Annotated in this window: 25 protein-coding genes; 12 read left to right on the forward strand and 13 right to left on the reverse strand. The window is 63.7% G+C overall.

Annotated elements, in window-relative coordinates; genetic code table 11:
* Positions 1-32: 32 nt before the first annotated feature.
* Together moeZ and AC2ETI_RS04590 are read right to left on the reverse strand one after the other, a co-directional pair.
* Complete coding sequence (gene moeZ, locus AC2ETI_RS04585) at positions 33-1220, reverse strand: adenylyltransferase/sulfurtransferase MoeZ (RefSeq protein WP_483633606.1); 1188 nt, start codon at positions 1218-1220, stop codon at positions 33-35.
* 47 nt (positions 1221-1267) lie between these two features.
* Positions 1268-2314 (reverse strand): DUF3152 domain-containing protein, encoded by a 1047-nt coding sequence (locus AC2ETI_RS04590; protein ID WP_153212496.1) that lies wholly within the window; start codon positions 2312-2314, stop codon positions 1268-1270.
* Positions 2315-2643: 329 nt separating this feature from the next.
* Between AC2ETI_RS04590 and fasR the strand changes: the two genes are divergently transcribed.
* The gene (gene fasR / locus AC2ETI_RS04595) at positions 2644-3315 is read left to right on the forward strand and encodes an HTH-type transcriptional activator FasR (RefSeq protein WP_003942309.1); all 672 of its coding nucleotides are present in this window, start codon (positions 2644-2646) and stop codon (positions 3313-3315) included.
* A gap of 69 nt (positions 3316-3384) precedes the next feature.
* Here the strand turns inward: fasR and AC2ETI_RS04600 are convergent, their stop codons facing one another.
* Complete coding sequence (locus AC2ETI_RS04600; RefSeq protein WP_003942312.1) at positions 3385-3615, reverse strand: DUF3107 domain-containing protein; 231 nt, start codon at positions 3613-3615, stop codon at positions 3385-3387.
* 107 nt (positions 3616-3722) lie between these two features.
* Positions 3723-4418 carry a ferritin-like fold-containing protein gene (locus tag AC2ETI_RS04605; protein ID WP_195791237.1) on the reverse strand — a complete coding sequence of 232 codons (696 nt, stop codon included), beginning with the start codon at positions 4416-4418 and terminating at the stop codon, positions 3723-3725.
* A 400-nt stretch (positions 4419-4818) separates the two neighbouring features.
* Between AC2ETI_RS04605 and AC2ETI_RS04610 the strand changes: the two genes are divergently transcribed.
* Complete coding sequence (locus AC2ETI_RS04610) at positions 4819-6423, forward strand: DEAD/DEAH box helicase (protein WP_046378343.1); 1605 nt, start codon at positions 4819-4821, stop codon at positions 6421-6423.
* Positions 6424-6432: 9 nt separating this feature from the next.
* On the forward strand, positions 6433-7635 hold the full coding sequence (locus AC2ETI_RS04615) for an Rv3212 family protein (RefSeq protein ID WP_483633607.1): 1203 nt from the start codon (positions 6433-6435) through the stop codon (positions 7633-7635).
* Between the two features lie 15 nt (positions 7636-7650).
* Here the strand turns inward: AC2ETI_RS04615 and AC2ETI_RS04620 are convergent, their stop codons facing one another.
* Positions 7651-8448, reverse strand: coding sequence for a ParA family protein (locus AC2ETI_RS04620; RefSeq protein ID WP_483633608.1), 798 nt, complete (start codon positions 8446-8448; stop codon positions 7651-7653).
* A gap of 71 nt (positions 8449-8519) precedes the next feature.
* On the opposite strand from AC2ETI_RS04620, the gene AC2ETI_RS04625 reads away from it, so the two are divergent.
* Positions 8520-9143 carry an acid phosphatase gene (locus AC2ETI_RS04625; RefSeq protein WP_019747801.1) on the forward strand — a complete coding sequence of 208 codons (624 nt, stop codon included), beginning with the start codon at positions 8520-8522 and terminating at the stop codon, positions 9141-9143.
* 17 nt (positions 9144-9160) lie between these two features.
* Complete coding sequence (locus tag AC2ETI_RS04630) at positions 9161-9640, forward strand: N-acetyltransferase family protein (protein ID WP_483633609.1); 480 nt, start codon at positions 9161-9163, stop codon at positions 9638-9640.
* A gap of 26 nt (positions 9641-9666) precedes the next feature.
* Here the strand turns inward: AC2ETI_RS04630 and AC2ETI_RS04635 are convergent, their stop codons facing one another.
* Positions 9667-10137, reverse strand: coding sequence for a membrane protein (locus AC2ETI_RS04635; protein ID WP_019747799.1), 471 nt, complete (start codon positions 10135-10137; stop codon positions 9667-9669).
* Between the two features lie 41 nt (positions 10138-10178).
* Between AC2ETI_RS04635 and AC2ETI_RS04640 the strand changes: the two genes are divergently transcribed.
* Positions 10179-11135 (forward strand): diacylglycerol/lipid kinase family protein, encoded by a 957-nt coding sequence (locus AC2ETI_RS04640; RefSeq protein ID WP_019747798.1) that lies wholly within the window; start codon positions 10179-10181, stop codon positions 11133-11135.
* A 255-nt stretch (positions 11136-11390) separates the two neighbouring features.
* The gene (locus AC2ETI_RS04645; RefSeq protein WP_003940950.1) at positions 11391-11645 is read left to right on the forward strand and encodes a WhiB family transcriptional regulator; all 255 of its coding nucleotides are present in this window, start codon (positions 11391-11393) and stop codon (positions 11643-11645) included.
* Positions 11646-11764: 119 nt separating this feature from the next.
* Here AC2ETI_RS04645 and AC2ETI_RS04650 read toward each other — a convergent pair whose 3' ends face one another.
* Together AC2ETI_RS04650 and AC2ETI_RS04655 are read right to left on the reverse strand one after the other, a co-directional pair.
* Positions 11765-13267 carry a sensor histidine kinase gene (locus AC2ETI_RS04650; protein WP_483633610.1) on the reverse strand — a complete coding sequence of 501 codons (1503 nt, stop codon included), beginning with the start codon at positions 13265-13267 and terminating at the stop codon, positions 11765-11767.
* A gap of 8 nt (positions 13268-13275) precedes the next feature.
* Positions 13276-13491, reverse strand: a complete 216-nt coding sequence (locus tag AC2ETI_RS04655) for a biotin/lipoyl-binding carrier protein (RefSeq protein WP_007731208.1) — start codon at positions 13489-13491, stop codon at positions 13276-13278.
* 136 nt (positions 13492-13627) lie between these two features.
* Between AC2ETI_RS04655 and AC2ETI_RS04660 the strand changes: the two genes are divergently transcribed.
* Positions 13628-13702, forward strand: coding sequence for a 50S ribosomal protein bL37 (locus AC2ETI_RS04660; protein WP_022597109.1), 75 nt, complete (start codon positions 13628-13630; stop codon positions 13700-13702).
* Positions 13703-13804: 102 nt separating this feature from the next.
* On the opposite strand, the gene rsrA is transcribed toward AC2ETI_RS04660, so the two are convergent.
* Positions 13805-14086 carry a mycothiol system anti-sigma-R factor gene (gene rsrA, locus AC2ETI_RS04665; protein WP_003940722.1) on the reverse strand — a complete coding sequence of 94 codons (282 nt, stop codon included), beginning with the start codon at positions 14084-14086 and terminating at the stop codon, positions 13805-13807.
* Positions 14083-14781, reverse strand: coding sequence for a sigma-70 family RNA polymerase sigma factor (locus tag AC2ETI_RS04670; RefSeq protein ID WP_019747795.1), 699 nt, complete (start codon positions 14779-14781; stop codon positions 14083-14085). Before AC2ETI_RS04670 ends, rsrA begins: the two co-directional genes overlap by 4 nt.
* 207 nt (positions 14782-14988) lie before the next feature.
* Here AC2ETI_RS04670 and ybaK point away from each other — a divergent pair, with 207 nt between their 5' ends.
* Positions 14989-15483 (forward strand): Cys-tRNA(Pro) deacylase, encoded by a 495-nt coding sequence (gene ybaK / locus AC2ETI_RS04675; RefSeq protein ID WP_019747794.1) that lies wholly within the window; start codon positions 14989-14991, stop codon positions 15481-15483.
* A 24-nt stretch (positions 15484-15507) separates the two neighbouring features.
* On the forward strand, positions 15508-16221 hold the full coding sequence (locus tag AC2ETI_RS04680; protein WP_019747793.1) for an SIMPL domain-containing protein: 714 nt from the start codon (positions 15508-15510) through the stop codon (positions 16219-16221).
* A 3-nt stretch (positions 16222-16224) separates the two neighbouring features.
* On the opposite strand, the gene AC2ETI_RS04685 is transcribed toward AC2ETI_RS04680, so the two are convergent.
* Complete coding sequence (locus AC2ETI_RS04685) at positions 16225-16977, reverse strand: SOS response-associated peptidase (protein WP_020969226.1); 753 nt, start codon at positions 16975-16977, stop codon at positions 16225-16227.
* 49 nt (positions 16978-17026) lie between these two features.
* On the opposite strand from AC2ETI_RS04685, the gene aroA reads away from it, so the two are divergent.
* Positions 17027-18340 carry a 3-phosphoshikimate 1-carboxyvinyltransferase gene (aroA, locus tag AC2ETI_RS04690; protein WP_400820302.1) on the forward strand — a complete coding sequence of 438 codons (1314 nt, stop codon included), beginning with the start codon at positions 17027-17029 and terminating at the stop codon, positions 18338-18340.
* Entirely contained in the window at positions 18289-19326 is a 1038-nt protein-coding gene (rsgA, locus tag AC2ETI_RS04695) for a ribosome small subunit-dependent GTPase A (protein WP_084326448.1), read from the forward strand. Before aroA ends, rsgA begins: the two co-directional genes overlap by 52 nt.
* A gap of 139 nt (positions 19327-19465) precedes the next feature.
* Here rsgA and AC2ETI_RS04700 read toward each other — a convergent pair whose 3' ends face one another.
* The gene (locus tag AC2ETI_RS04700; protein WP_483633611.1) at positions 19466-20707 is read right to left on the reverse strand and encodes a fatty acid desaturase family protein; all 1242 of its coding nucleotides are present in this window, start codon (positions 20705-20707) and stop codon (positions 19466-19468) included.
* A gap of 138 nt (positions 20708-20845) precedes the next feature.
* A complete protein-coding gene (locus AC2ETI_RS04705; protein ID WP_020907111.1) occupies positions 20846-22108 on the reverse strand; it encodes a fatty acid desaturase family protein in 1263 nt (420 codons plus the stop codon).
* Between the last annotated feature and the right edge of the window lies 1 nt (position 22109).

Raw genomic sequence — 22109 nt, forward strand, 5'->3', positions numbered from 1 at the left:
CGGTGCGCGGCGCCGCCTCCCGCGAGGCGCGCCTAGTAGACCGGCAGACTCGCATCCACCTGGTTCGCCCAGGCGATCGCGCCGCCTTGAACGTGAACTGCGTCGGAGAAACCGGCGTTCTTGAGAAAGGCCAGTGCCTCGGCCGAACGAATGCCGGTTTTGCAGTACAGAACTATCTGCTTGTTCTGCGGCAACGTCGCCAGAGCTTCACCGGAAAGGATGCGGTCCTTCGGGATCAGCACCGCCCCCGGCAGATGCATGATGTCCCATTCAACCGGTTCTCGTACGTCTACCAGCTCGATCGATCGTCCCTCGCCGATCATGGCCTCCAGCTCCGGCGCCGTGATCGTAGAACCGACAGCAGCAGCGCTCGCCTCTTCGGACACGACACCGCAGAACGCGTCGTAGTCGATCAAGGCGGTGACCGGCACGCGGGTCGGATCACGCTGAAGGCGGATCGTCCGGAACGTCATCGCAAGAGCGTCGTAGATCATCAGGCGCCCGAGAAGCGGTTCGCCGATCCCTGTGATGAGCTTGACCGCCTCGGTCGCCATGAGCGAACCGACGGTCGCAGGCAGGACTCCGAGCACACCACCCTCGGCGCACGAGGGGACCATGCCGGGCGGCGGCGCCTCCGGGTAGAGATCGCGATAGTTCAGTCCCGCGCCGTCCGGGGCGTCTTCCCAGAAGACCGAGACCTGCCCTTCGAAGCGGTAGATCGAGCCCCACACGTACGGCTTTCCGGCGATGACGGCGGCATCGTTGACGAGGTACCGCGTCGCGAAGTTGTCCGTACCGTCCAGGATCAGGTCGTACTCCGAGAACAGTTCGACGGCGTTGGAGTTGTCCAGGCGGAATTCGTGCAACCGGACGTCGACGTGCTCGTTTATCTCGAGAATCGACTCCTTCGCGCTGACCGCCTTCGGGCGTCCGACGTCGGAGCGTCCGTGAATCACCTGACGCTGCAGGTTCGACATGTCGACCTCGTCGAACTCGACGATCCCGATGGTGCCCACTCCTGCGGCCGCGAGATAGAGCAGTGCAGGCGAACCCAATCCACCGGCGCCGATGAACAGGACGCGCGCATTCTTGAGCCGCTTCTGGCCGGTCATGCCCACGTTCGGGATGATCAGATGCCGGCTGTATCTGGCAACTTCCTCCCGGCTCAACTCGGCTGCCGGCTCCACCAGTGGTGGCAATACGACGGGTGTTGCAGACACCGCGAAACACTCCTAGTTCAAGACGAGATCAGGGATTCTCGATCCGGTCACGCTCGGGGGTACGGCCACGGATTGAAGCGGCACGTGAGTCCGTTCATCGGAACGACGCCCTCGGGATCAAGCCTAGCGATGTCGTTGTTCGCGGTTCCGAAGGTCTGCTGCATCATGATCGGTGCGAGTCCGCCTTCGGTCTCGCAAGGCTGATGGGCGGCGTATCCGATGGCATGGCCGACCTCGTGATTGATCTGATACTGCCGATACGAGCCGATGTCACCCTGGAACGAAATAGCGCCTCGCACCCATCGCGGTTCGTTGAGCAGGACTCGGTCCATGCTCGGGTTGTAGCAGGATCCTTCGAGTTCGATCTCGTATCCGCAGCCTTCACGGATAGTCATCTGCGAGGTCAAGGAGATCCGGAAGTCCGGCTCGCCCGCGTCGACGCGCCGGAACGCGACCTTGGGATCATTGGTCCAACTCTTCGGATTTGCCAGCGTCTGATCGACCATGCGTCCGTACGATTCGTCACCGCCGAAACCGGTCGTGTCGACGCCGTCCTCGATCTCGACCGTGTACGTGAACTCGCGTTCGGTTCCCTGTCCGACCTTGCCCGTCGTACCCGGTACGACGTGCCACGTTCCGCCGCCCGCGACGGTGAACGGACCACCGTCGGGGAGAGCGCCGGACGGTATCGACGACGCAAAGGTTCCGTCTCCGGCCGGCGGCGCACCGATGACGTCGGTTCCGTCGGTGCTGTGTGCGAGGTCGGCAGTGGCCGACGTCTTGCTCGCGGTGTCTGTGGCGTCCGGACGTACTGCGTCGACGATCACAAGGATGGTGAGCACCACGAGAACCGGAATCGCGTAGGCCCGCCAACCGTAGGTCGAGACGAAGCGCCCGAGCTTGCTCTGCTTTCGCGCTGCCCGGTCGGGCCGCGGATTACGCGGGGTTCGGCCCACTTCTCGTTTGGTCGGATCCCACTGGGCACGCAAGGGCTGATGGGAGGAAATGCCGCGATAGTCGCGTTCGCCGTAGGCACGATCATCCGGCACCTCTGGCCGACGTTCGTCGCGGGGCGCTCCAGTTCCGCTACGCATTCGACGTTCCTCACGTTCAGGGTTCTGCGTAGTTCGTCCACGCATGCGCGGTCCCCCTGGGTCAGTCACGTCGTCCAGAATCTCACACACGGCAAGTCACTCGCCCGGGCTGACCGAAACATGCTGGTCCTGGCGTGTCATGGCAACCCGTCCTGTAACGAGAAAGACCGCTGGTCTCGCTCACCGAGGCACGCGCGACTCGCCCGGGCGACACACGGTATCGTTCATTCGGCTACGACCGGTGTGACGGAGGATACTGGCGGGTACGCACACGCGACTCGCGGATCCGCGCGCCGACCGAATTTACTTTTGCTCAGATTGGAAGCGACATGACAGAACTCGCGGATCGGACAGACTCCGATCGCGGTACAACGGCTGGCAAGCCTGCCGGAACACGTCGCAGCACCCGACTCCCCCGCGATGCGCGCCGCCTCCAGCTCCTCGCAGCTGCAAGTGAGGTATTCGTCGCGAACGGGTACCACTCGGCCGGTATGGACGAGATTGCCGAGTGTGCCGGTGTCAGCAAGCCAGTCCTGTACCAACACTTTCCAGGCAAGCTCGAACTGTATGTCGCAGTCCTGCAGAGTTATGTCGACAGCCTCATCTCGGGTGTACGCCAAGCCCTGCGATCGACGACGGACAACAAACAGCGTGTCCGCGCCGCAGTCCAGGCGTTCTTCGACTTCGTCGACAACGACTCGCAGGGCTTCCGCCTGGTGTTCGAGTCCGACATCATGGGCGAACCTCAGGTCCAGACACGCGTCGAACAAGCCACCGAAGCCTGCGTCGACGCCGTGTTCGACCTGGTCAGTCAGGATTCCGGACTCGATCCGTACCGCGCGCGCATTCTTGCGGTCGGTCTGGTCGGTGCCAGCCAGTTCACGGCGCGGTACTGGCTCGAAGCCGCGCGGCCGATCCCCAAGGAAGAGGCCGTGGAAATCACCGTGACACTGGCGTGGGGCGGTCTCTCACACGTGCCGCTGCAGGCCGAAACCAAGTAACCGGAACCCGAACGAGAATGGGCGGGCAGTCTCACGACTGCCCGCCCATTCTGCTGTTACAGCTACGCGTCAGACGGTAGGCGCGAATCCGACCTTGCGGATATCGGACGGACCGATCTCCACGTACGCCACACGAGAAGCCTGCACCAGGAACTTGCGGCCCTTGTCGTCGACGAGAGCCAGAACCGGCTCGCGGCCACCGAGGACAGCCGCGACCAGTGTCTCGACCTCGTCAGGGGTCTGTTCGCTGTTGACGATGAGCTCACGCGGGCTGTCGATTACACCGATCTTGACCTCCACGGTCAACCTCCGAACTGTTCGTGAATTACATCCGTTGTCGACGCAAGGCTAATGCAGCAGCGACCGCCCACGCTCCTCTGCACGCTGTGCCCAGAGCGAACAGGCACCTAGACGAGTCCGAGAATCGCCATCCGCTCGGCGTGCTTTGCCTGCATACCGTCGAACAACGCGACAACTCCGTTGAGGTCACCCGAGGCCGAGATCACCAGATCCGTGAGGTCCTCACGCTGCGCCAGCACGAACTGTGCCTGCGTGATTGCTTCACCCAGAAGACGGCGTCCCCACAACATCAGCCGGTCCTTGGCACGAGTGCTGGCCTCCACTGCCGCCTTCACCTCGAGCACCACGAACTCCGAGTGGCCCGTCTTGGACAGCACGTCCTCGACGATCTCGGCGACATCCGCCGGGAGGGAGTGCCCGATCTCGCGGTAGAAATCGGCAGCGATTCCGTCGCCGACGTACGCCTTCACGAGCGATTCCAGCCACGTCGACGGTGTCGTCGACGCGTGATAGTTGTCGAGAGCACGAACGAACGGGTCCATGACGGCAAAGATCTCGTGGCCACGTTCCGTCAGCGCCGTTTCCAGAGTCTCGAAGTGGTCCATCTCGGCGGCGGCCATGCTGGCGAACGCCACCTTGCCTCGCAGGTCCGGTGCCATTTGTGCGTCCTCCGCCAACCGGTAGAACGCCGAAATCTCGCCGTAGGCGAGAACGGCAAACAAATCGATCACGCCGGGGTGATCGGAAGCGACTCGGCCTCCGGTTCCAGCGTCCGTCGAAGCATCAAGATCGTGTGCGCCCATGACTACGAACTGTAGTGCTTCGACGGCCGACGCGACCGCCAAGGACCGCATGTCCGATTCGGTGATCTTCGACATGTCATCGCGAGGGGCGGACAACGTGCAGCTACAATGGTCTTGGGAGTTCGCCAGTTCCCCCGGCTCTTATGATTAGCCGGGACGGCTGCTTTAGGTCAGCCGACACGACTGTGCTCACGCGGACCCCACCGATAATGTGCGCGCACCTGCATCGACGGTTGTTGCCCGCTTCGCCGAGATCTCCGGACGGTTCGAATTCGTCCGAGTGGAATTCAGTGCTGAGGCGTAGGCATGACCGAAGAAAAAGAGGGCATCGACATCGGCCGATTTACGGCCTGGCCCCTTACCTTGTGCGTGCGTACCGCCACGAGGAAAGGCTAGTCCCCTGAGCAAGATCACTGTCGACCACGAAGACGAAGCAACCGAGAACACCGTTTCCGTCCAGCTCGACGACACCCATGTACCCCCGAGCTTCGCCGAACTCGGTGTCCGCGACGAAATCGTCCGCGCACTGAACGAGATCGGCATCGAGCGCACCTTCGCCATCCAGGAACTCACCCTTCCGTTGGCTCTCGCCGGTGACGACCTCATCGGTCAGGCCCGCACCGGAATGGGCAAGACCTTCGGTTTCGGCGTCCCGCTCCTGCATCGCATCGTCACCGCCGAGAACGGCACGGCTGTCCTCGACGGCACGCCTCGCGCTCTGATCATCGTTCCCACCCGCGAGCTGTGCATCCAGGTCGCTCGCGACCTCGAGAACGCCAGCAAGTACCTCCGAGTCGGCGACCGCGGTCTCCAGGTTCTGCCCATCTACGGCGGCCGGCCGTACGAGGCGCAGATCTCGGCACTGCAGAAGGGCGTCGACGTTGTCGTCGGCACCCCGGGTCGCCTACTCGACCTCGCCAACCAGTCGCACCTGATCCTGGGCAAGGTGGGCGTTCTCGTCCTCGACGAGGCCGACGAAATGCTCGACCTCGGATTCCTCCCCGACATCGAACGCCTCATGAGCATGGTCCCCGACAAGCGTCAGACGATGCTCTTCTCCGCCACGATGCCCGGCCCGATCATCACCCTGGCGCGCACCTTCCTGACGCAGCCGACGCACATCCGCGCCGAGGAAGCCGAATCCTCCGCAGTGCACGACCGCACGAGCCAGCACATCTACCGTGCGCACGCTCTCGACAAAGCCGAGATGGTCGCCCGCGTTCTGCAGGCCGAAGGCCGCGGCGCGACGATGATCTTCACCCGCACCAAGCGCACAGCCCAGAAAGTCGCCGACGATCTCGCCGAGCGCGGTTTCTCCGTCGGTGCCGTCCACGGTGACCTCGGACAGATTGCCCGCGAGAAGGCCCTGAAGGGCTTCCGCAACGGCAAGGTCGACGTGCTGGTCGCCACCGACGTCGCCGCACGCGGCATCGACATCGACGATGTCACCCACGTCATCAACTACCAGTGCCCCGAGGACGAGAAGACCTACGTCCACCGCATCGGTCGCACCGGCCGCGCCGGACGCACCGGCATCGCTGTCACGCTGGTCGACTGGGACGACATTCCTCGCTGGCAGCTCATCGACAAGGCACTGAGCCTCGGAATCCCCGATCCGGTCGAGACGTACTCGAGCTCGCCGCACCTCTACGAAGAGCTGTCGATTCCGGCTGACGCCAAGGGCACTGTTCGCAGGGCCAAGGCCGCCCCTGAGAAGGCTGCAACCGACAAGGCAGCAACGGACAAAGCAGACGCGCCGAAGACGGCCGACGCCGACGGCAACGAAGAGAAGGCCGCGCCTCGTCGCAACCGGACTCGCCGCCGTACCCGCGCCGGTGCTTCGACCGACGCCGCGACGTCCACCACCGCCGGCGCCACCACAGCTCCCCCTTCGGCACCGGCTGCAACCGCTACCGAGAACTCGGACGAAGACGGAGCGGCCAAGCCGCGTCGCCGTCGGCGTCGTCGCCCCGCGGCTTCCGCGACGGCAGGCGCCGCAGAGTAAGCTGCCGATGTGCTGGCTCCCGAAAGGCGTACTCGCTCAGATGTGATCGGTGCGCTGGCAATCGCGCTGGCAGTAATCGTGGCGGTGACCGTGGTGTGGTTGCGCAGTGATGCGCGCGGAACCACCTCGGTCACCGCCGAATCTCCACTCCCACCTCTGTCGACGTCGGTGTTGTTACCCGACGTCCTGAAGCAGACGTGGGAATCTCCCAGTGCCGACTCGACGGCACCCATCACCGTCGGAAATGCCGTCGTCACCGCCGACGGTTCCGACGTGATCGGCCGCGACCCGGCAACAGGCGAAGAAGTGTGGCGATACGCGCGCAACATTCCCCTGTGCGGTGCGATCGGTTCGTGGGATCGCGTCGTCAGCGTCTATCAGGACAATCGCGGTTGCTCTCAGGTCACGTCACTGGTCGCCGACACCGGCGCCCGAAAGGACCAGCGCAACAGCGACGCCGATTCCGCGGTCACCTTGTCGGCGGACGGCACCTATCTGATCTCACGCGGCAGTGAGCGAATGGAACTGTGGCGCTCGGACCTCGTCCGAACTCTCGAGTACGGCAGGGTCGACGCGAAGGTCAATCCGAACAAGCAACCCCGCACCGGATGCACGCTGCTCGACGCTGCGTCGAGCGCCAACCGAGTCTCGGTACTCGAGCGTTGCCCGGGTGAAGCCTCCAACAGGTTGACGGTGATGAACCCCGCACCGAAGGACGCCCAGGAACCCGAAGAGTACGGATCCTCGATTCTCCTCGACTCCGAAGGCGCCCGCCTGCTTGCCGTGGCCGGCGAGAAGACGGCCGTCTACCTCCCTGCCGCCAACGGAACCGCTTCTCGCATCACCATTTTCGACGGAACCGGCAATCCGATCGTCGACTATCCGATCGAGGGAGCGGTGACCGAAGGGGCCCGCACCCACGCCGACAAAGCTTCGATCACCTGGTGGACCGGCTCGCAGACCGTCAACCTCCGCCTGAGCGATCTGGCTCCGACGTGGATAGTCAACGGAACGTCCGGGCCCGGAAGCATGGTCGCCGGTCAGATGCTCATCCCCGTTCCGGGCGGCATTGCAGCCGTCAGCCCGTCGGACGGAGCGGTGCAGCGCATGATCGCAGTCGACCGCGGTGAGACGTCGACGCCGATCGTGCTCGCCAGTGCGGGCGAGACGATTCTGGAACAGCGCGGCGATACCTTGTTCGCGCTGCGCTAGAAGCTCTCGCCTTCCTCAGAGCGCCAGTTCCGGCGCGAAAGTCACGACTTCATTTCCAGCCCAATGCTTTACGAGATTGTCGGCGAGTTCTCGATAGGCATCCGCGCCCTTGTTCTTTCGCCCGGCAAGGACCGTCGCGCCGGAAGCAGAGGCCTCGGCGAACTTGACGGTCCGTGGAATCGGCGGCGCCAGAACGGCGAGGGAGTAGCGGTCACTGACGTCAGCGAGTACGTCGCGACTGTGCGTGGTTCGAGCGTCGTACAGAGTCGGAAGTGCGCCGAGCAGAACAAGATCCGGGTTGGTGATGGCTTGGACTTCACGAACCGTACGCAGCAGCTGTCCGACGCCGCGGTGTGCGAGGGTTTCGCATTGCAGTGGAACCAGAACCGACTGCGCCGCAGTCAATCCGTTGAGTGTGAGCACACCCAACGACGGTGGGCAGTCGATGATGATGATGTCGTAAGAACCCAGGAGCGGAGACAGCGCCCGCTTGAGCGCGAACTCTCGACCGGGTCGCATCAGGAGCAGCGCTTCGGCGCCCGCGAGATCGATGGTGGCCGGCAGGAGATCCATACCGTCGTCCGTTTTCAGCACGGCGTCGACCGCGTCGAGATCACCCGCCAGGACCTCGTTGACCGAACGCTCGAGGCGATCCGGGTTGTGTCCGAGCGAGAACGTCAGGCAGCCCTGCGGGTCGAGATCCACCACCAGAACTCGTTGTCCGAGCGCGGACAAAGCCGCACCGAGAGAAGCGACGGTAGTGGTTTTAGCCACGCCGCCCTTTTGATTCGCCACTGCGAGAACCGTCGTCACACGTAGATCCTTGCGCACTTCGCGCCAGGAGGCGAGCTACACACGCGAGGCAGCCTGCAATGATGGTCGACATGACCTCCCAGTCCGCCCCCTCGTCGATCCCCCTCGGTGCTCGCGTCGTACTCATGCGCCACGGTGAAACCGAGTGGGCACGCACCGGGAAACACACGGGCCGGACCGAGGTTCCGCTGACTCCGCTCGGCGAGATGCAGGCAACCGCGACCGGAAATCGCTTGCGAACCCTCGACCTCCGGAACCCCATGATTCTGACGAGTCCGCGGCTGCGCGCACAGTTGACGGGTGATCTCGCCGGCCTGCCGGAAGAGCGAACCTGGGATGCACTTTCCGAATGGGACTACGGCGACTACGAAGGCCTCACGACGCCCGAGATCCGCGCAACGGTGCCCGATTGGACCGTCTGGACACACCCGTGCCCCGGCGGCGAGCAGACCGATCAGATCCATGCCCGCACCGACATGGTGCTGTCGATGGTGCGTTCGCAGCTACCCGAGCGGGACGTGATCCTGATCGGGCACGGCCACTTCTCACGCGCGCTCATCGCCCGCTGGCTCGAGCTCCCGGTCACCGAAGGAAAGCGTTTCGCGTTGTTCCCGGGCGCTTACACGGTTCTCGGTTACGAGCACGGCGCCAGCCACCTCGTCCATCACAACGTGCCGCCGCTAGTGGAGGCTTGAGGCTTAAGATTCTCCCCATGATCCGACGCGCCACGCCCGCAGACGTCCAGCCGATCACCGACATGATCTACGAGTTGGCGGACTACCAGAAGGCCCTCGACGAGTGCACCGTGAAGGCGGAACAGATCGGCGAGGCATTGTTCGGGCCGGCCGCGACGGCCTTCGCGCACGTCGCTGTGAATTCGGCTGACGACGTCGTCGGCATGGCGCTGTGGTTCCGCAATTCCTCCACGTGGGACGGCGCCCACGGCATCTACCTCGAAGACCTGTACGTCAAGCCCAGCCAGCGCGGATCAGGCCACGGAAAGGCTCTTCTGGCCGCGCTCGCCAAGGAGTGCACCGACAACGACTACACCCGGCTGTCCTGGTCGGTGCTCAACTGGAACACGCCCTCGATCAAGTTCTACGAGTCACTCGGTGCCGACGCGAAGACGGAGTGGACCACGTATCGCCTGACCGGCACCCACCTCGGAGCTCTTGCCGCCGAAGCTGAGTAGGACTGAAGCAGGGTAGGCGTTCCGTCCTACTTGTCCCGCGGCTCTTCGGTCTCGTCCGGGCGTCCCTCTTCCGGCGACACCTCGTCTGCGTACGCTCCATACTCCGCTGCCATCCATCGAGACGTCGGAGCCGAGAACAGGCAGCCCAGAGCGCCGAGAACGACGACACCCAGAACGATGCCGAGCGGCACCTGATGCGAATCGGTCAGGAGCGACCAGGCGACCGGCAGGAGCAGCAACTGCGCGACGACGGCGATTGCCCGGCCCCACCGGCGGCCCGTCAGCAAAGCGATACCGGCAGCCAACACCGCGCCGCCGAGGATCGCGACCCAGGCAGCAAATCCGTATCCGTTGGTGACGCTCTGATCGTGGCCGGTCGCGCCGCGAATCACTGCGACGATCGCGAACCCGGCGGCAACCAGCCCTTGCAGCGTCACGAGGGCACCTGCCCATGTGACTGTCTTGGGCAGGGCGTTCGGACTGGCGGTATTCGGCACGAGGCCAGCCTAGAACACGACACCGGATAGGCTCATGCCCCGTGCGCGCACTGCTGATCGTCAACCCCAATGCCACCTCCACCACTGCTGCCGGTCGTGACCTGTTGGCACACGCCCTCGAGAGTCGGGTGCGACTTACTGTGGCGCACACCACACATCGGGGACACGCTGCCGAACTGGCGCGCGAAGCCCACGAAGACGGCTTCGGCTCGGTGATCGTCCACGGCGGCGACGGAACGGTCAACGAAGTGGTCAACGGACTGCTCGGGTCACCGCATCCCGCGTCGATGAAATCGGTTCCGGTCGGTCCGATCCCGACGATCGCTGTCGTCCCGGGAGGCTCGGCAAACGTTTTCGCGCGCTCACTCGGTATTGCCGCCGACCCGATCGACGCCACAAACCAACTCGTCGATCTACTCTCGGAACGAACGAGACGCCGAATCGGGCTCGCACACTGCGACAACCGTTGGTTCACGTTCAACGCCGGAATGGGCCTCGACGCCGATGTATGCGAAGCCGTCGACGCCAGCCGTAAGAACGGTGACGCCGCCACACCCGCCCGGTACGTCCGAACCGCGATCGCGGCGTTCTTCCGTGCCAAGCGAGCCGAGCCCGCCCTGACAGTCCACCTCCCCGATCAGGATCCCGTCTCCGGAGTCCACTACGCGTTCGTGTCGAACTCGAGCCCGTGGACATATCTGGAAGAGCGTCCCGTACACACCAATCCGGGAACGACCTTCGACAGTGGACTCGGCATCTTCGCTATGACGAGCACCAAAGTCCTACCGTCTCTGCGGGTTGTGCGACAGCTCCTCGCACGCGGCGCAGAACCGAAATCGAAGGTCCTTCTACGCACCGACGACGTCCCGACAATCACCATCGAATCGTCGCGACCGATCGGACTGCAGATGGACGGCGACTACATCGGACTTCGCGAAAAAGTCGAATTCACCTCGGTCCCGGATGCACTGGAAGTGTTCGCACCGATTCCGACGTGAGTCAGGCAACACGTTTGACCTGCAAAAACTCTGGTGCCGAATAGTCGAAATCGGGTAAAATGCCGGTGACGCCCAGGTGGCCGTCAGGTGTGTCACAAATTAGTGAGTTGGCCCACGAACCCGTTCAAACCTATTGACATACCGCGAGTTCGTGAAAGCATTCACAAGTAACAGTGCGGAAACATTGATGACGCACACACAAACTCATTGGTACCAAATGGTGTGAATACACACCCAATTAAGGAGCGAAAAAAGATGGACTGGCGCCACAACGCAATCTGTCGCGACGAGGATCCCGAACTGTTCTTCCCGGTGGGAAACAGTGGACCGGCCCTCGCTCAGATCGCTGATGCCAAGGTTGTCTGCAACCGCTGCCCCGTCACCGCCGAGTGCCTGTCCTGGGCTCTCGAGTCCGGTCAGGATGCAGGCGTCTGGGGCGGAATGAGCGAAGACGAGCGCCGCGCACTCAAGCGTCGTAACGCACGTACCCGTGCACGCACTTCCGTCTAGGTAGAACCGAGACGTTCGACTCGCGGCGGAGAACAGCCCCTCCGCACAGTCGAAGACGACAGCCCGACACCACATGGTGTCGGGCTTTTTGTCTGCTCGAATCGCTAACGCTGCTCGAATCAGTAACGCGCAGTGCGTCTACCGAGCGGCACACGCAGAACCGCGTCGGTGCCGCCACCGCTTCCCGGGTGCAATCCGAGCGAGCCACCGAGTTCGGCGCCCAGCAAAGTCCGCACGATCTGGAGTCCGAGCCGATCGGACTTCTCGAGGTCGAAGTTCTCCGGCAGGCCGCGCCCGTTGTCGTGGATGATCACGTCCAACCAGCGCGCAGAACGCTCGGCGCTGAGTGTGACCGTGCCGGTCACTCCCGGATCGAAAGCGTGCTCGATCGCGTTCTGCACCAACTCCGTCAGCACCATGACCAGCGGGGTGGCGCGCTCGGCGGAGAACACTCCGAAACTGCCCTCACGCCGAATCGCCACCGGCACACCCACTCCCGCGACATCGGAGAGCATGGGAACCAACCGGTCGATCACCTCGTCGAGATCCACCTCTTCGTCCACCGACATCGACAAGGTGTCGTGAACGAGGGCGATGGACGTCACGCGCCTCACCGACTCTGTCAACGCCTGTCGCGCTTCGTCGTTGCTGGTTCGCCTGGCCTGTAGACGCAGAAGCGCCGCGACGGTTTGCAGGTTGTTCTTCACTCGATGGTGAATCTCGCGGATGGTTGCGTCCTTGCTCAGGAGAGCGCGATCACGACGCTTGACCTCGGTGACGTCGCGGACGACGACCGCCGCACCGACATGCCGGCCGCCCGGCTTGAGAACCAGGGCTCGCAGCAGAACGGTCGCCCCGCGCGCCTCGATCTCCATACGGCGACCGGGCTTGTCCGCCAACGTATCTCGGATGTATCCCGCAGCTTCCTGAGACTCGAACGGGTCGGTGACCAACGAACGGGTCAACGCCGCGAGGTCTTGGCCCACCAGATCCGAACTCAGACCCATCCGGTGATAGGCCGAGAGCGCGTTCGGGCTGGCATAGACGACGGTGCCTTCGGTATCGAGACGGATGAAGCCGTCGCCCGCACGTGGGCTCGAGTTGGTGTCGGAGCGCGATTCTCGGATCGGGAAGGTTCCGTCGCTGATCATCTGACACAGGTCTTCGGCGCAATCGAGATACGCGAGCTCGAGCGGACTCTGCGCTCGCTGGTGCGACAGGTTGGTGTCGCGGCTCAGAACCGCGATGACTCGCCCGTCCAGACGCACCGGAACGGCTTCCCGACGCGGCGGCATTCCTTCACGCCACGTCTCGTCTTCCCCGCGCACGACGCGGCCCTCGACGAGAGCGCGAAGAACCTGCGGGTGCTCGGACTCGGAAACGACCGTTCCGACCGCGTCCTCCGGAAAAGCCGTCGATGCCGTTGTCGGCCGGCAATGCGCGACGCAGATGACCGTCCCCTCGGATCGGTTCTTCTCCGATTCGGTGCCCACCCACAGGAGAACGTCGGCAAAGGAGAGGTCGGCGAGCAGTTGCCACTCCCCCACGACGCGCTGGAGATGGTCGACCGCCACACCGGGAAGATCGGTGTGTTCGGCGAGGAGGTCACTGAGAGTGGACATCGTCCGGCTTAGGAGATCACGGCGATCAGATCGCCTTGCTGAATCACGTCGCCGACCTTGACGCCCACCGTCGTCACCGTTCCCGGAACCTCGGCCAGGACGGGAATCTCCATCTTCATCGATTCGAGGATGACCAGGGTGTCGCCGTCCGCAACGACGTCTCCCTCGCTCACGACGACCTGGTAGACCGTCGAAACCATCTCGGCGCGCACGTCTTCTGCCATCGTGAACCTCACTTCTGTCGGAACTGCACTCTGACCACGAAAATACGTCGACGGATCACTCGATCGACCTGCCAATGGAACCACACCGGCATCGGCGTGAAACAATGACGCGAAAGAAACAGAAGGGAGACCAATCATGGGTAAGCGTGGTCGTAAGAAGCGCAGCCGTAAGGGCAACGCCGCTAACCATGGCAAGCGTCCAAACGCCTGACATGTAGCGCAACAAAACGTCCGAGGGGCGGGGAAGCATTGCTTCCCCGCCCCTCGGCGTTACTGCCTTCCGACTGCTGCCGCTCAGATCTTCACTGACGGGCTAGCTGTCGGTTTCGGTAGTCGTTATGACGATGGTCCGACGCAACTCGACGGTGAGCCGCTGACGCAGGCTTTCCGGCGCGTGGTCTCCACCGCACTTACGGTTGATCAGGCTCTTGACCTTCTCCTCGATCCCGTAGGCCTCGAGGCACGATCCACAATCGTCGATATGACGCTGCAGGCGAGCACGACTTGAATCGTCGCATTCACCGTCGAGCATCAACCAGACGTCGGCGATGACTGCCGAGCAGTCGAGCCTTTCGAATTCGTCCTGCTCACTCATCGTGTGACACCTTCCGTCTCGGTGGCTGCGACTGTGGCTGTGTCGACCGCGCCGTCCCGATTGAATCCCCGGTCTTTTGCGACATCGGCCAAAAGACCACGCAATTGCTTGCGACCACGGTGCAGTCGCGACATCACCGTTCCGATGGGTGTGCCCATGATCTCCGCGATCTCCTTGTACGGGAATCCTTCGACATCGGCGTAGTACACGGCCATACGGAATTCCTCGGGAAGCGACTGCAGCGCCGCCTTGATGTCGTCGTCAGGCAACGCGTCGAGCGCCTCCACCTCGGCCGATCGCAGCCCCGTCGAGGTGTGCTCGGCGGTGGCAGCCAACTGCCAGTCGGTGATCTCGTCCGTCGGATACTGCGCGGGTTGGCGCTGCTTCTTGCGGTACGAGTTGATGTAGGTGTTCGTGAGAATCCGGTACAGCCAGGCTTTCAGGTTGGTACCGGCACGGAACGAACGGAAAGCGGTGTACGCCTTGACGTACGTCTCCTGCACGAGATCCTCGGCATCAGCCGGATTCCGCGTCATGCGCAGGGCAGCGCCGTACAACTGGTCGAGCAGCGGGAGCGCGTCGCGCTCGAACCGGGCAATCAACTCATCCGCAGTTTCGGGCGTTTCGGACACAGCGCCGTCGATAGGTTCAGTTACCCCTGACGGTTCGTCCTTGGGCCGGTCGTGTTCCAGCACTCTGATCCCTTCACTAGCCGTAGGGATCAAGGTTACCGCCAACTGAAGATCCGACCCACGGGCCGGTGGTGGCTCACACACAGCCAGCACGGTCGCTCCTTCGCTTCTCGGGACAAGTTTCATCAACTGGTACCAACACGGGAGTCTGCGACTCTGTTCCCGGCCTGGTCGGATGTACCTGTCGGCGATCCACATAGGGTGTTCCTCATGGCCGGAACAGCGACCCCTGCGACCGTACTTCTCGACAAGTCGAAGACACCGCACCGCGTTCACAGCTACGACCACGATCCTCGCGCCGAATCGTTCGGCGACGAGGCGGTCACTGCACTGGCCGAGTTGGTAGGAGTCGAGGCCGCACAGATCTTCAAGACCTTGGTCGTCAAACTCGACACCGGCAAGCTCGCCGTCGCGGTCCTGCCGGTCCCGAACAAGCTCTCGCTCAAAGCCGCAGCCGCTGCCCTCGGTGCAAGCAAAGCCGTCATGGCCGATCGCGCCGAAGCCGAGCGTTCGAGCGGCTACGTCTTCGGCGGTATCTCGCCGCTCGGCCAGCGCAAGAAACTGCCGACCGTGATCGATGCGTCGGCGCTCGACTGGGACCGCATTCTCTGCAGCGCCGGTCGACGCGGGCTCGAGATCGAGCTGGCTCCGACGGACCTCGCGCAGTTGAGTGGCGCGGTCACGGCGCAAATCACGGCGGGCTGAGTATCCGGTCGCTACGGTCTCACCATGCGACCACACCTGAAAACTCTTGCACTGACCGCTGCAGCGGCAGCTCTCACCGTCTCGCTGACGGCCTGCGGGAGTTCGGACAATGCCGCCAAGGAAGTCACGGTAGTCGGATCAGGGCAGGTCCGCGGGGCGCCGGACATCCTCAATGCCGACATCGGCATCGAGGTGGTTGCCCCGGATGTATCGGGAGCGGTCTCGGAGTCGAATGACAAGGCCCGTCAGATGATCGACGCGATAGTCGCCGCCGGTGTGGCCCCCGAGGACGTGCAGACAAGCGATCTGTCCGTCCAGCCGCAGTACGACGCCAGCGGCGGACCGTTCGTCGGCGGCAACGTGACCGGCTACCGGGCAACCAACTCGGTACGAATCGTCGTGCGCGATCTCGACAAGGCCTCTTCTGTCCTGGACGCCGGCATCGCGGCGGGTGGAAACGCGGCACGGCTCGGTAACGTCGCCTTCGCCATCGACGACGACTCTCAGCTTCTGGCCGACGCTCGCACCCGGGCCTTCGAGGACGCGAAGAACCGTGCCGAGCAGTACGCGGATCTGTCCGGTACGTCGCTCGAGAACGTCGTGACCATCACCGAGGCACACGACACGAGTGGCGGTCAGACCATGCGCGCTCCCGACGCCTCGATGTCCGACATGGTTCTCGCCCCGGGAACCCAGCAGGTCTCGTTCGAGGTGACCGTTACCTGGGCTCTCGGCTGACCGCTAGAGCAGGCTGATCTGCTCGCCGGCACGGTCGACGTCCGGCTCGATCAACTCGTGCCCGTTGTTCTTGACACTGTTGACCAGCGGCCGGACTCGATCGACGTCGATCCGCTCGAAGAGGTCCGGCACCGGTTCGAGCAGAGCCGAATCGACGGTGTTGTCGGGATCGAGCCACGCCTCCCAGCGGTCACGAGGCAGGGCGAGGGGCATGCGGTCGTGAACCTGCTCGAGGTGACCGAGAGAGTCGACTGTGACGATCGAGCAGCTCAGGACGGGGCTCGCGTTCTCGACCCTCGGGTCCCGCCAGGCAGACCACACGCCCGCCATGAACAGCCGTGATCCGTCGTCGGGGTGCATGTAGTAGGGAATCTTCGCTGCCTTTTTCCCGCCGGTGGCCTCGGTCTGCCACTCGTACCACCCGTCCATGGGGACCAGGCAACGTTTGAACTTGAAGGCGGTCCGAAACGCCGGCTTCTCCGCCAGCGAGTCGGCGCGGGCGTTGAACAGGACCGGGCCTTTGCCCAGTTCCTTGGTCCACGACGGCACCAATCCCCATCGCATCCGCCGAATCCTCTTGGTCGGATCGCTGTCGGGGTTTTCCCGATCGTGGCGTTCGACGACGGTCAACACCTCGGTCGTGGGGGCCACGTTGTAGTCGGCTTCGACGGGCGCCGAGTGGTCCGTCTCGTCGAGCGCATCGAGTTCCACCGCCAGGGTGGCCGGGTCCGCTGTGGTCGCATACCTTCCGCACATGACACCCAGGGTGGCACGGTTTCGACCATTCCCCCACCGATGAGAGAAGATGGACCATGTGAGTCTGAGTCTGTGGAGCGCCCCGAGGGCCCAAGCACCCGTCGATGCAGTGGTGACGCTGCCCGGATCCAAGTCCATCACCAATCGAGCTCTGATTCTTGCCGCACTTGCGGATGGCCCGTCCACGATCACCGGTGCACTTCGCAGCCGTGACGCTGACCTGATGATCGCAGCTCTGCGTGACCTCGGCATCGGCGTCGAGGAAGCCGGCGATCCGACCACGCTTCGCATCACCCCTGGGCCCCTGCGCGGCGGCGAGGTCGACTGCGGCCTGGCCGGCACCGTGATGCGCTTCCTGCCGCCACTCGCCGCGATGGCCGACGGCATCGTCCGCTTCGACGGCGACGAGCAAGCACGCACACGCCCCCTCGGCACCATCTTGGAGGCACTGCGCGGTCTCGGCGCTCGGATCGAGGGTGACGCACTCCCGTTCACCGTCACCGGAACCGGATCCCTACGCGGAGGAACGGTCACCATCGACGCATCCGGCTCGTCGCAGTTCGTCTCCGGTCTCCTGCTCTCGGCTGCTGCCTTCGAAGAGGGTGTCACCGTTCACCACGACGGCAAGCCCGTCCCGTCCATGCCACACATCGACATGACCGTCGAGATGCTCCGCCGAGCCGGAGTTTCCGTGACGACACCAGCCACGGGCGGAGACGCAGACACGTGGCGGGTGGCACCGGGGCCGGTGCGCGCCGTGGACTGGGCGATCGAACCCGATCTCTCCAACGCCACACCGTTCCTGGCCGCAGCCGCCGTTACCGGCGGAACCGTCAGCGTCCCGATGTGGCCGTCGTCGACAACGCAGCCCGGCGACGCGATCCGCGGGATCCTCGCCTCGATGGGCGCCGACGTCGCTCTTGCCGACGGCGTGATGACCGTTCGCGGCCCGGAGAAACTGCGCGGCATCGACATCGACCTCCACGACGTGGGAGAGCTGACCCCCACCGTCGCGGCCCTGGCTGCTCTCGCCGAGGGCACCTCGCATCTACGAGGTATTGCACACCTGCGCGGGCACGAGACCGACCGTCTGGCCGCCCTCGCCGACGAGATCAACAAGCTCGGCGGCTCCGTCACCGAAACCGACGACGGCCTGACGATCGTTCCCGCGGAACTCCATGGCGGACAATGGCTCTCGTATGCCGACCACCGCATGGCAACAGCCGGCGCCATCATCGGCCTGGTCGTCGACGGCGTCGACGTCGACGACGTCGGAACCACAGCCAAGACACTGCCCGGCTTCGAGAACATGTGGATCGACATGCTCGAGAGCTCGCCGGCGACACCGAAGGCAAGCTTCTGAGTCCGCGGCAGTACGACGAGTCCGACGTCCGGGTACGTCCCGGCCGCGGATCCCGCCCCCGTACGAAGACTCGGCCCGAACATCTCTCGGCCGAATCGGGGATGGTGGTGTCGAAGGATCGTGGCCGTTGGGGTTGCGTCCTCGGCGGCGATCCCGACCGGCTGATCGTCACGATGCGCGCCCGCGAACTTGGCCGCACCCCCATCGTCGTCGGCGATCAGGTGGACATCGTCGGCGATCTGTCCGGCAAAACCGATACCCTCGCCCGCATTGTCCGGGTCTCCGAGCGTTCTACGGTTCTGCGACGGACGGCCGACGACACTGATCCCTTCGAACGCATCGTCGTCGCGAACGCGGAGCAGTTGCTCATCGTCGTGGCACTCGCCGATCCCCCACCGCGCACCGGTTTTGTCGAGCGCGCACTGGTCGCCGCCTACGTGGGTGGCCTGACACCGATCGTCTGCCTGACCAAGAGCGACCTCGAACCACCCGAGGAATTCGCGAGCACTTTCGCCGACCTCGACATCCAAGTGGTTGTCGCCGGTCGCGACGATCCCCTGGACGAACTGACGCAGATCCTCGAGCACAAGTTGACCGCCCTGATCGGACATTCCGGCGTCGGAAAATCGACATTGGTCAATCGCCTTGTCCCCGATGCCAATCGAGCGGTCGGCATCGTATCCGGCGTCGGCAAGGGCCGGCACACATCGACGCAATCGGTGGCACTCCCCCTCGCCGGTGGCGGTTGGGTGATCGACACCCCGGGCATCCGTTCGTTCGGTCTGGCGCACATCTCGCCCGAGAACGTGGTGGCTGCATTCTCGGATCTCGCTGCGGCGATCGAGGATTGCCCGCGCGGATGCACGCACCTCGGGCCGCCGGCAGACCCCGAATGCAAGCTCGACCTGCTGGAGGGCAAATCCGCTCGACGCGTCGTCGCTGTGCGACAACTGCTGGAAGCGATCAAGTCCAACGATCAGTACTGAGCGACACCCCTGCACGACGCCCCAGCGCGAGAACAGCAAAGCGGCCCGACACCATGTCGAATGGTGTCGGGCCGCTTGTTGCGTCTGGTCAGCGCAGGCGGGAGATCAGCGCAGGCGGGAGATCAGCGCAGGCGGGAGATCAGCGCAGGCCGAGGAGGCTGCGCAGCTTTCCACTCTTGCGCTTACGTGCGATGGCGCTCTTGAGACCGTTACGACGCCCGGTCACGGGATCGACAGTCGACGTCAGTTCGCCGTCGAACATCCGCTCCGACGCCGTCTCGGGCGCATTGTCGACGGTGTCCTTGAGGTACTTGTTGGGCAGCGACAGCTTGGCGATGGTGCGCCAGGACTTGGCGTACTGCACGGCAAGTGGGCCCGTCGTGTACGGCAGGTCGTACTTGTCCGCGAGCTGACGCACCGTGACCGCGATGTCCTTGTAGCGGTTGCTGGGCAGATCGGGGAACAGGTGATGCTCGATCTGGTAGCTCAGGTTGCCCGTCATGAAGTCCATGAGCGCGCTGCCCTCGATGTTGGCGCTGCCGAGCATCTGACGCAGGTACCACTGGGCCTGCGTTTCCTTGTCGATGTCTTCCTTGGTGAACTTCTCGGCACCGTCCGGGAAGTGACCGCAGAAGATGACCGCGTTGGTCCACACGTTCCGCAGGGTGTTGGCGGTGAAGTTGGCCGACAACGTGCTCTTCCACGCCGGGCCGGTGACGGCCGGGTAGATGACGTAGTCGCGCAGGACCTGCTTGCCGATCTTCTCGCCGACCTCGCGGAGCTTGCGCTGGGTCTCTTCCTTGTCGGCGCGGCCCTTGGCCACCTTGCCGAGCTCGAGGTGCTGTGCGGCGATGCCGTACTCGAAGAACAGCGCGAGCAGCGTGTTGTAGACCAGATTGCCGGCGTTGAAGGGCTTCCATCGCTGATCGCGGGTGACGCGCAGGAGTCCGTATCCGACGTCGTCGTCCATTCCGAGGACGTTGGTGTACTTGTGATGCAGGTAGTTGTGGGTCTGCTTCCAGTGCGCAGACGGGCCGGTGACGTCCCACTCCCACGAGGTGGAGTGGATCTCCGGGTCGTTCATCCAGTCCCACTGCCCGTGCATCACGTTGTGCCCGAGTTCCATGTTCTCGATGATCTTCGAGAGCGTCAGCAGGCCAACTCCGGCGAGCCACGCCGGACGGCGACGGCTGGCGAAAAGCACTGCGCGGCCGCCGATTTCGAGTGAACGCTGCAGGCGAATGACGTTGCGCACGTAGCGCGCGTCCTTCTCGCCGCGCGACTCCTCGATGTCGCGACGAATCGCGTCGAGTTCGCGGCCGAGCGCCTCGATGTCGGCGTCCGTGAGATGTGCATATTCCTTGACATCTGCAATCGCCATGGAAAGCCTCCTAGCAGTGAGTTAGGCGCAAAGTAGTAAGTGCAGAACGATCATGACTTCGAATCGTTCAGATCAACTGCACCTACTGTAGCGTAACTTACGGCACCGTAGGTTAGGTTTTTCCCGATGTAACCTATATCACTTCCGGCGCTTCGGCATGCGAGAACGCGCCTGCGACTTGAGTGCGGTCAACAATCCGAGGCGCTTGCCGGTGACCGGATCGGTACGCAGGTCCTCGACCATCGCCATGGCTGCGTCCCGGAACCCTGAGTCACGGAACCGTAGTTCCGAGGACGTTTCCGGAGCATTGTCCGAGGTCGCAGTCAGCCACTTGTCCGGCAAGGCCAGCTTGTGGATCGTGCGCAGCGCCAGGAGATACTGCTTGAAGAGCGAACCTGTGGTGTACGGGAGATCGAACTTCTCGCACAATGCACGCATCTTCACGGCAATTTCGGGGTAGCGGTTGCTCGGCAGATCAGGGAAGACGTGGTGCTCGATCTGGTAGCTCAAGTTGCCGCTCATGAGTCCCATGAGCTTGCCCGAATTGAAGTTCGCGCTACCGAGCATTTGGCGCAGGTACCACTCGTGACGAGTCTCCTGCTCGAATTCGGCAACGGTGAACTTCTCGGCGCCGTCCGGGAAGTGACCACAGAAGATGACGACGTACGCCCACAGGTTGCGCACGAGATTCGCGGTGGCATTGGCCGTCATGGTCGACTTCCACGCCGGCCCCGTCAGCGCGGGGAACAAGATGAAGTCCTTGCCCACCTGACGAAAGATCTTGCGCGCGAAGTCTTTGTTCGCCTGCGAGTTCAGTTGCCCCTTTTCCGCGCCCTCCAACTCGGCTGCCGCCGTGAGGTCGTGCAGCGCGATGCCCCACTCGAACGTGGCCGCCAAGATCACGTTGGCGATCGGCTGGAAGAGGTTGATCGGCTTCCACGGCTCGTCACGCGTCATACGCAGGATCCCGAAACCGAGGTCCTCGTCCATCCCGACGACGTTGGTGTACGTGTGGTGCTGGTAGTTGTGCGCACGCTTCCAGTGCTCGGAAGGACCGGTCTGATCCCACTCCCACGAAACGGAGTGAATCTCGGGATCGTTCATCCAGTCCCATTGCCCGTGCATGACGTTATGCCCGAGCTCCATGTTCTCGATGATCTTCGACAGGCTCAGCAGGGTCGTGCCGACCAGCCATGCCGGTCGGTACCGACTGCCGAACAGCGCGATACGCCCACCGAGCTCCAACGCCCGCTGGACGCGAATGACGCGACGAATGTAGCGGGCGTCCCGGATTCCACGAGAGTCTTCGATGTCGAGTCGAATCTGATCGAGTTCACGTCCGAGAGCTTCGACATCGGCCTCGGTGAGGTGCGAAAACTCTTTGATATCGGTGATGGCCACC

The sequence above is a fragment of the Rhodococcus sp. MurmanLake-1 genome (assembly GCF_056945715.1).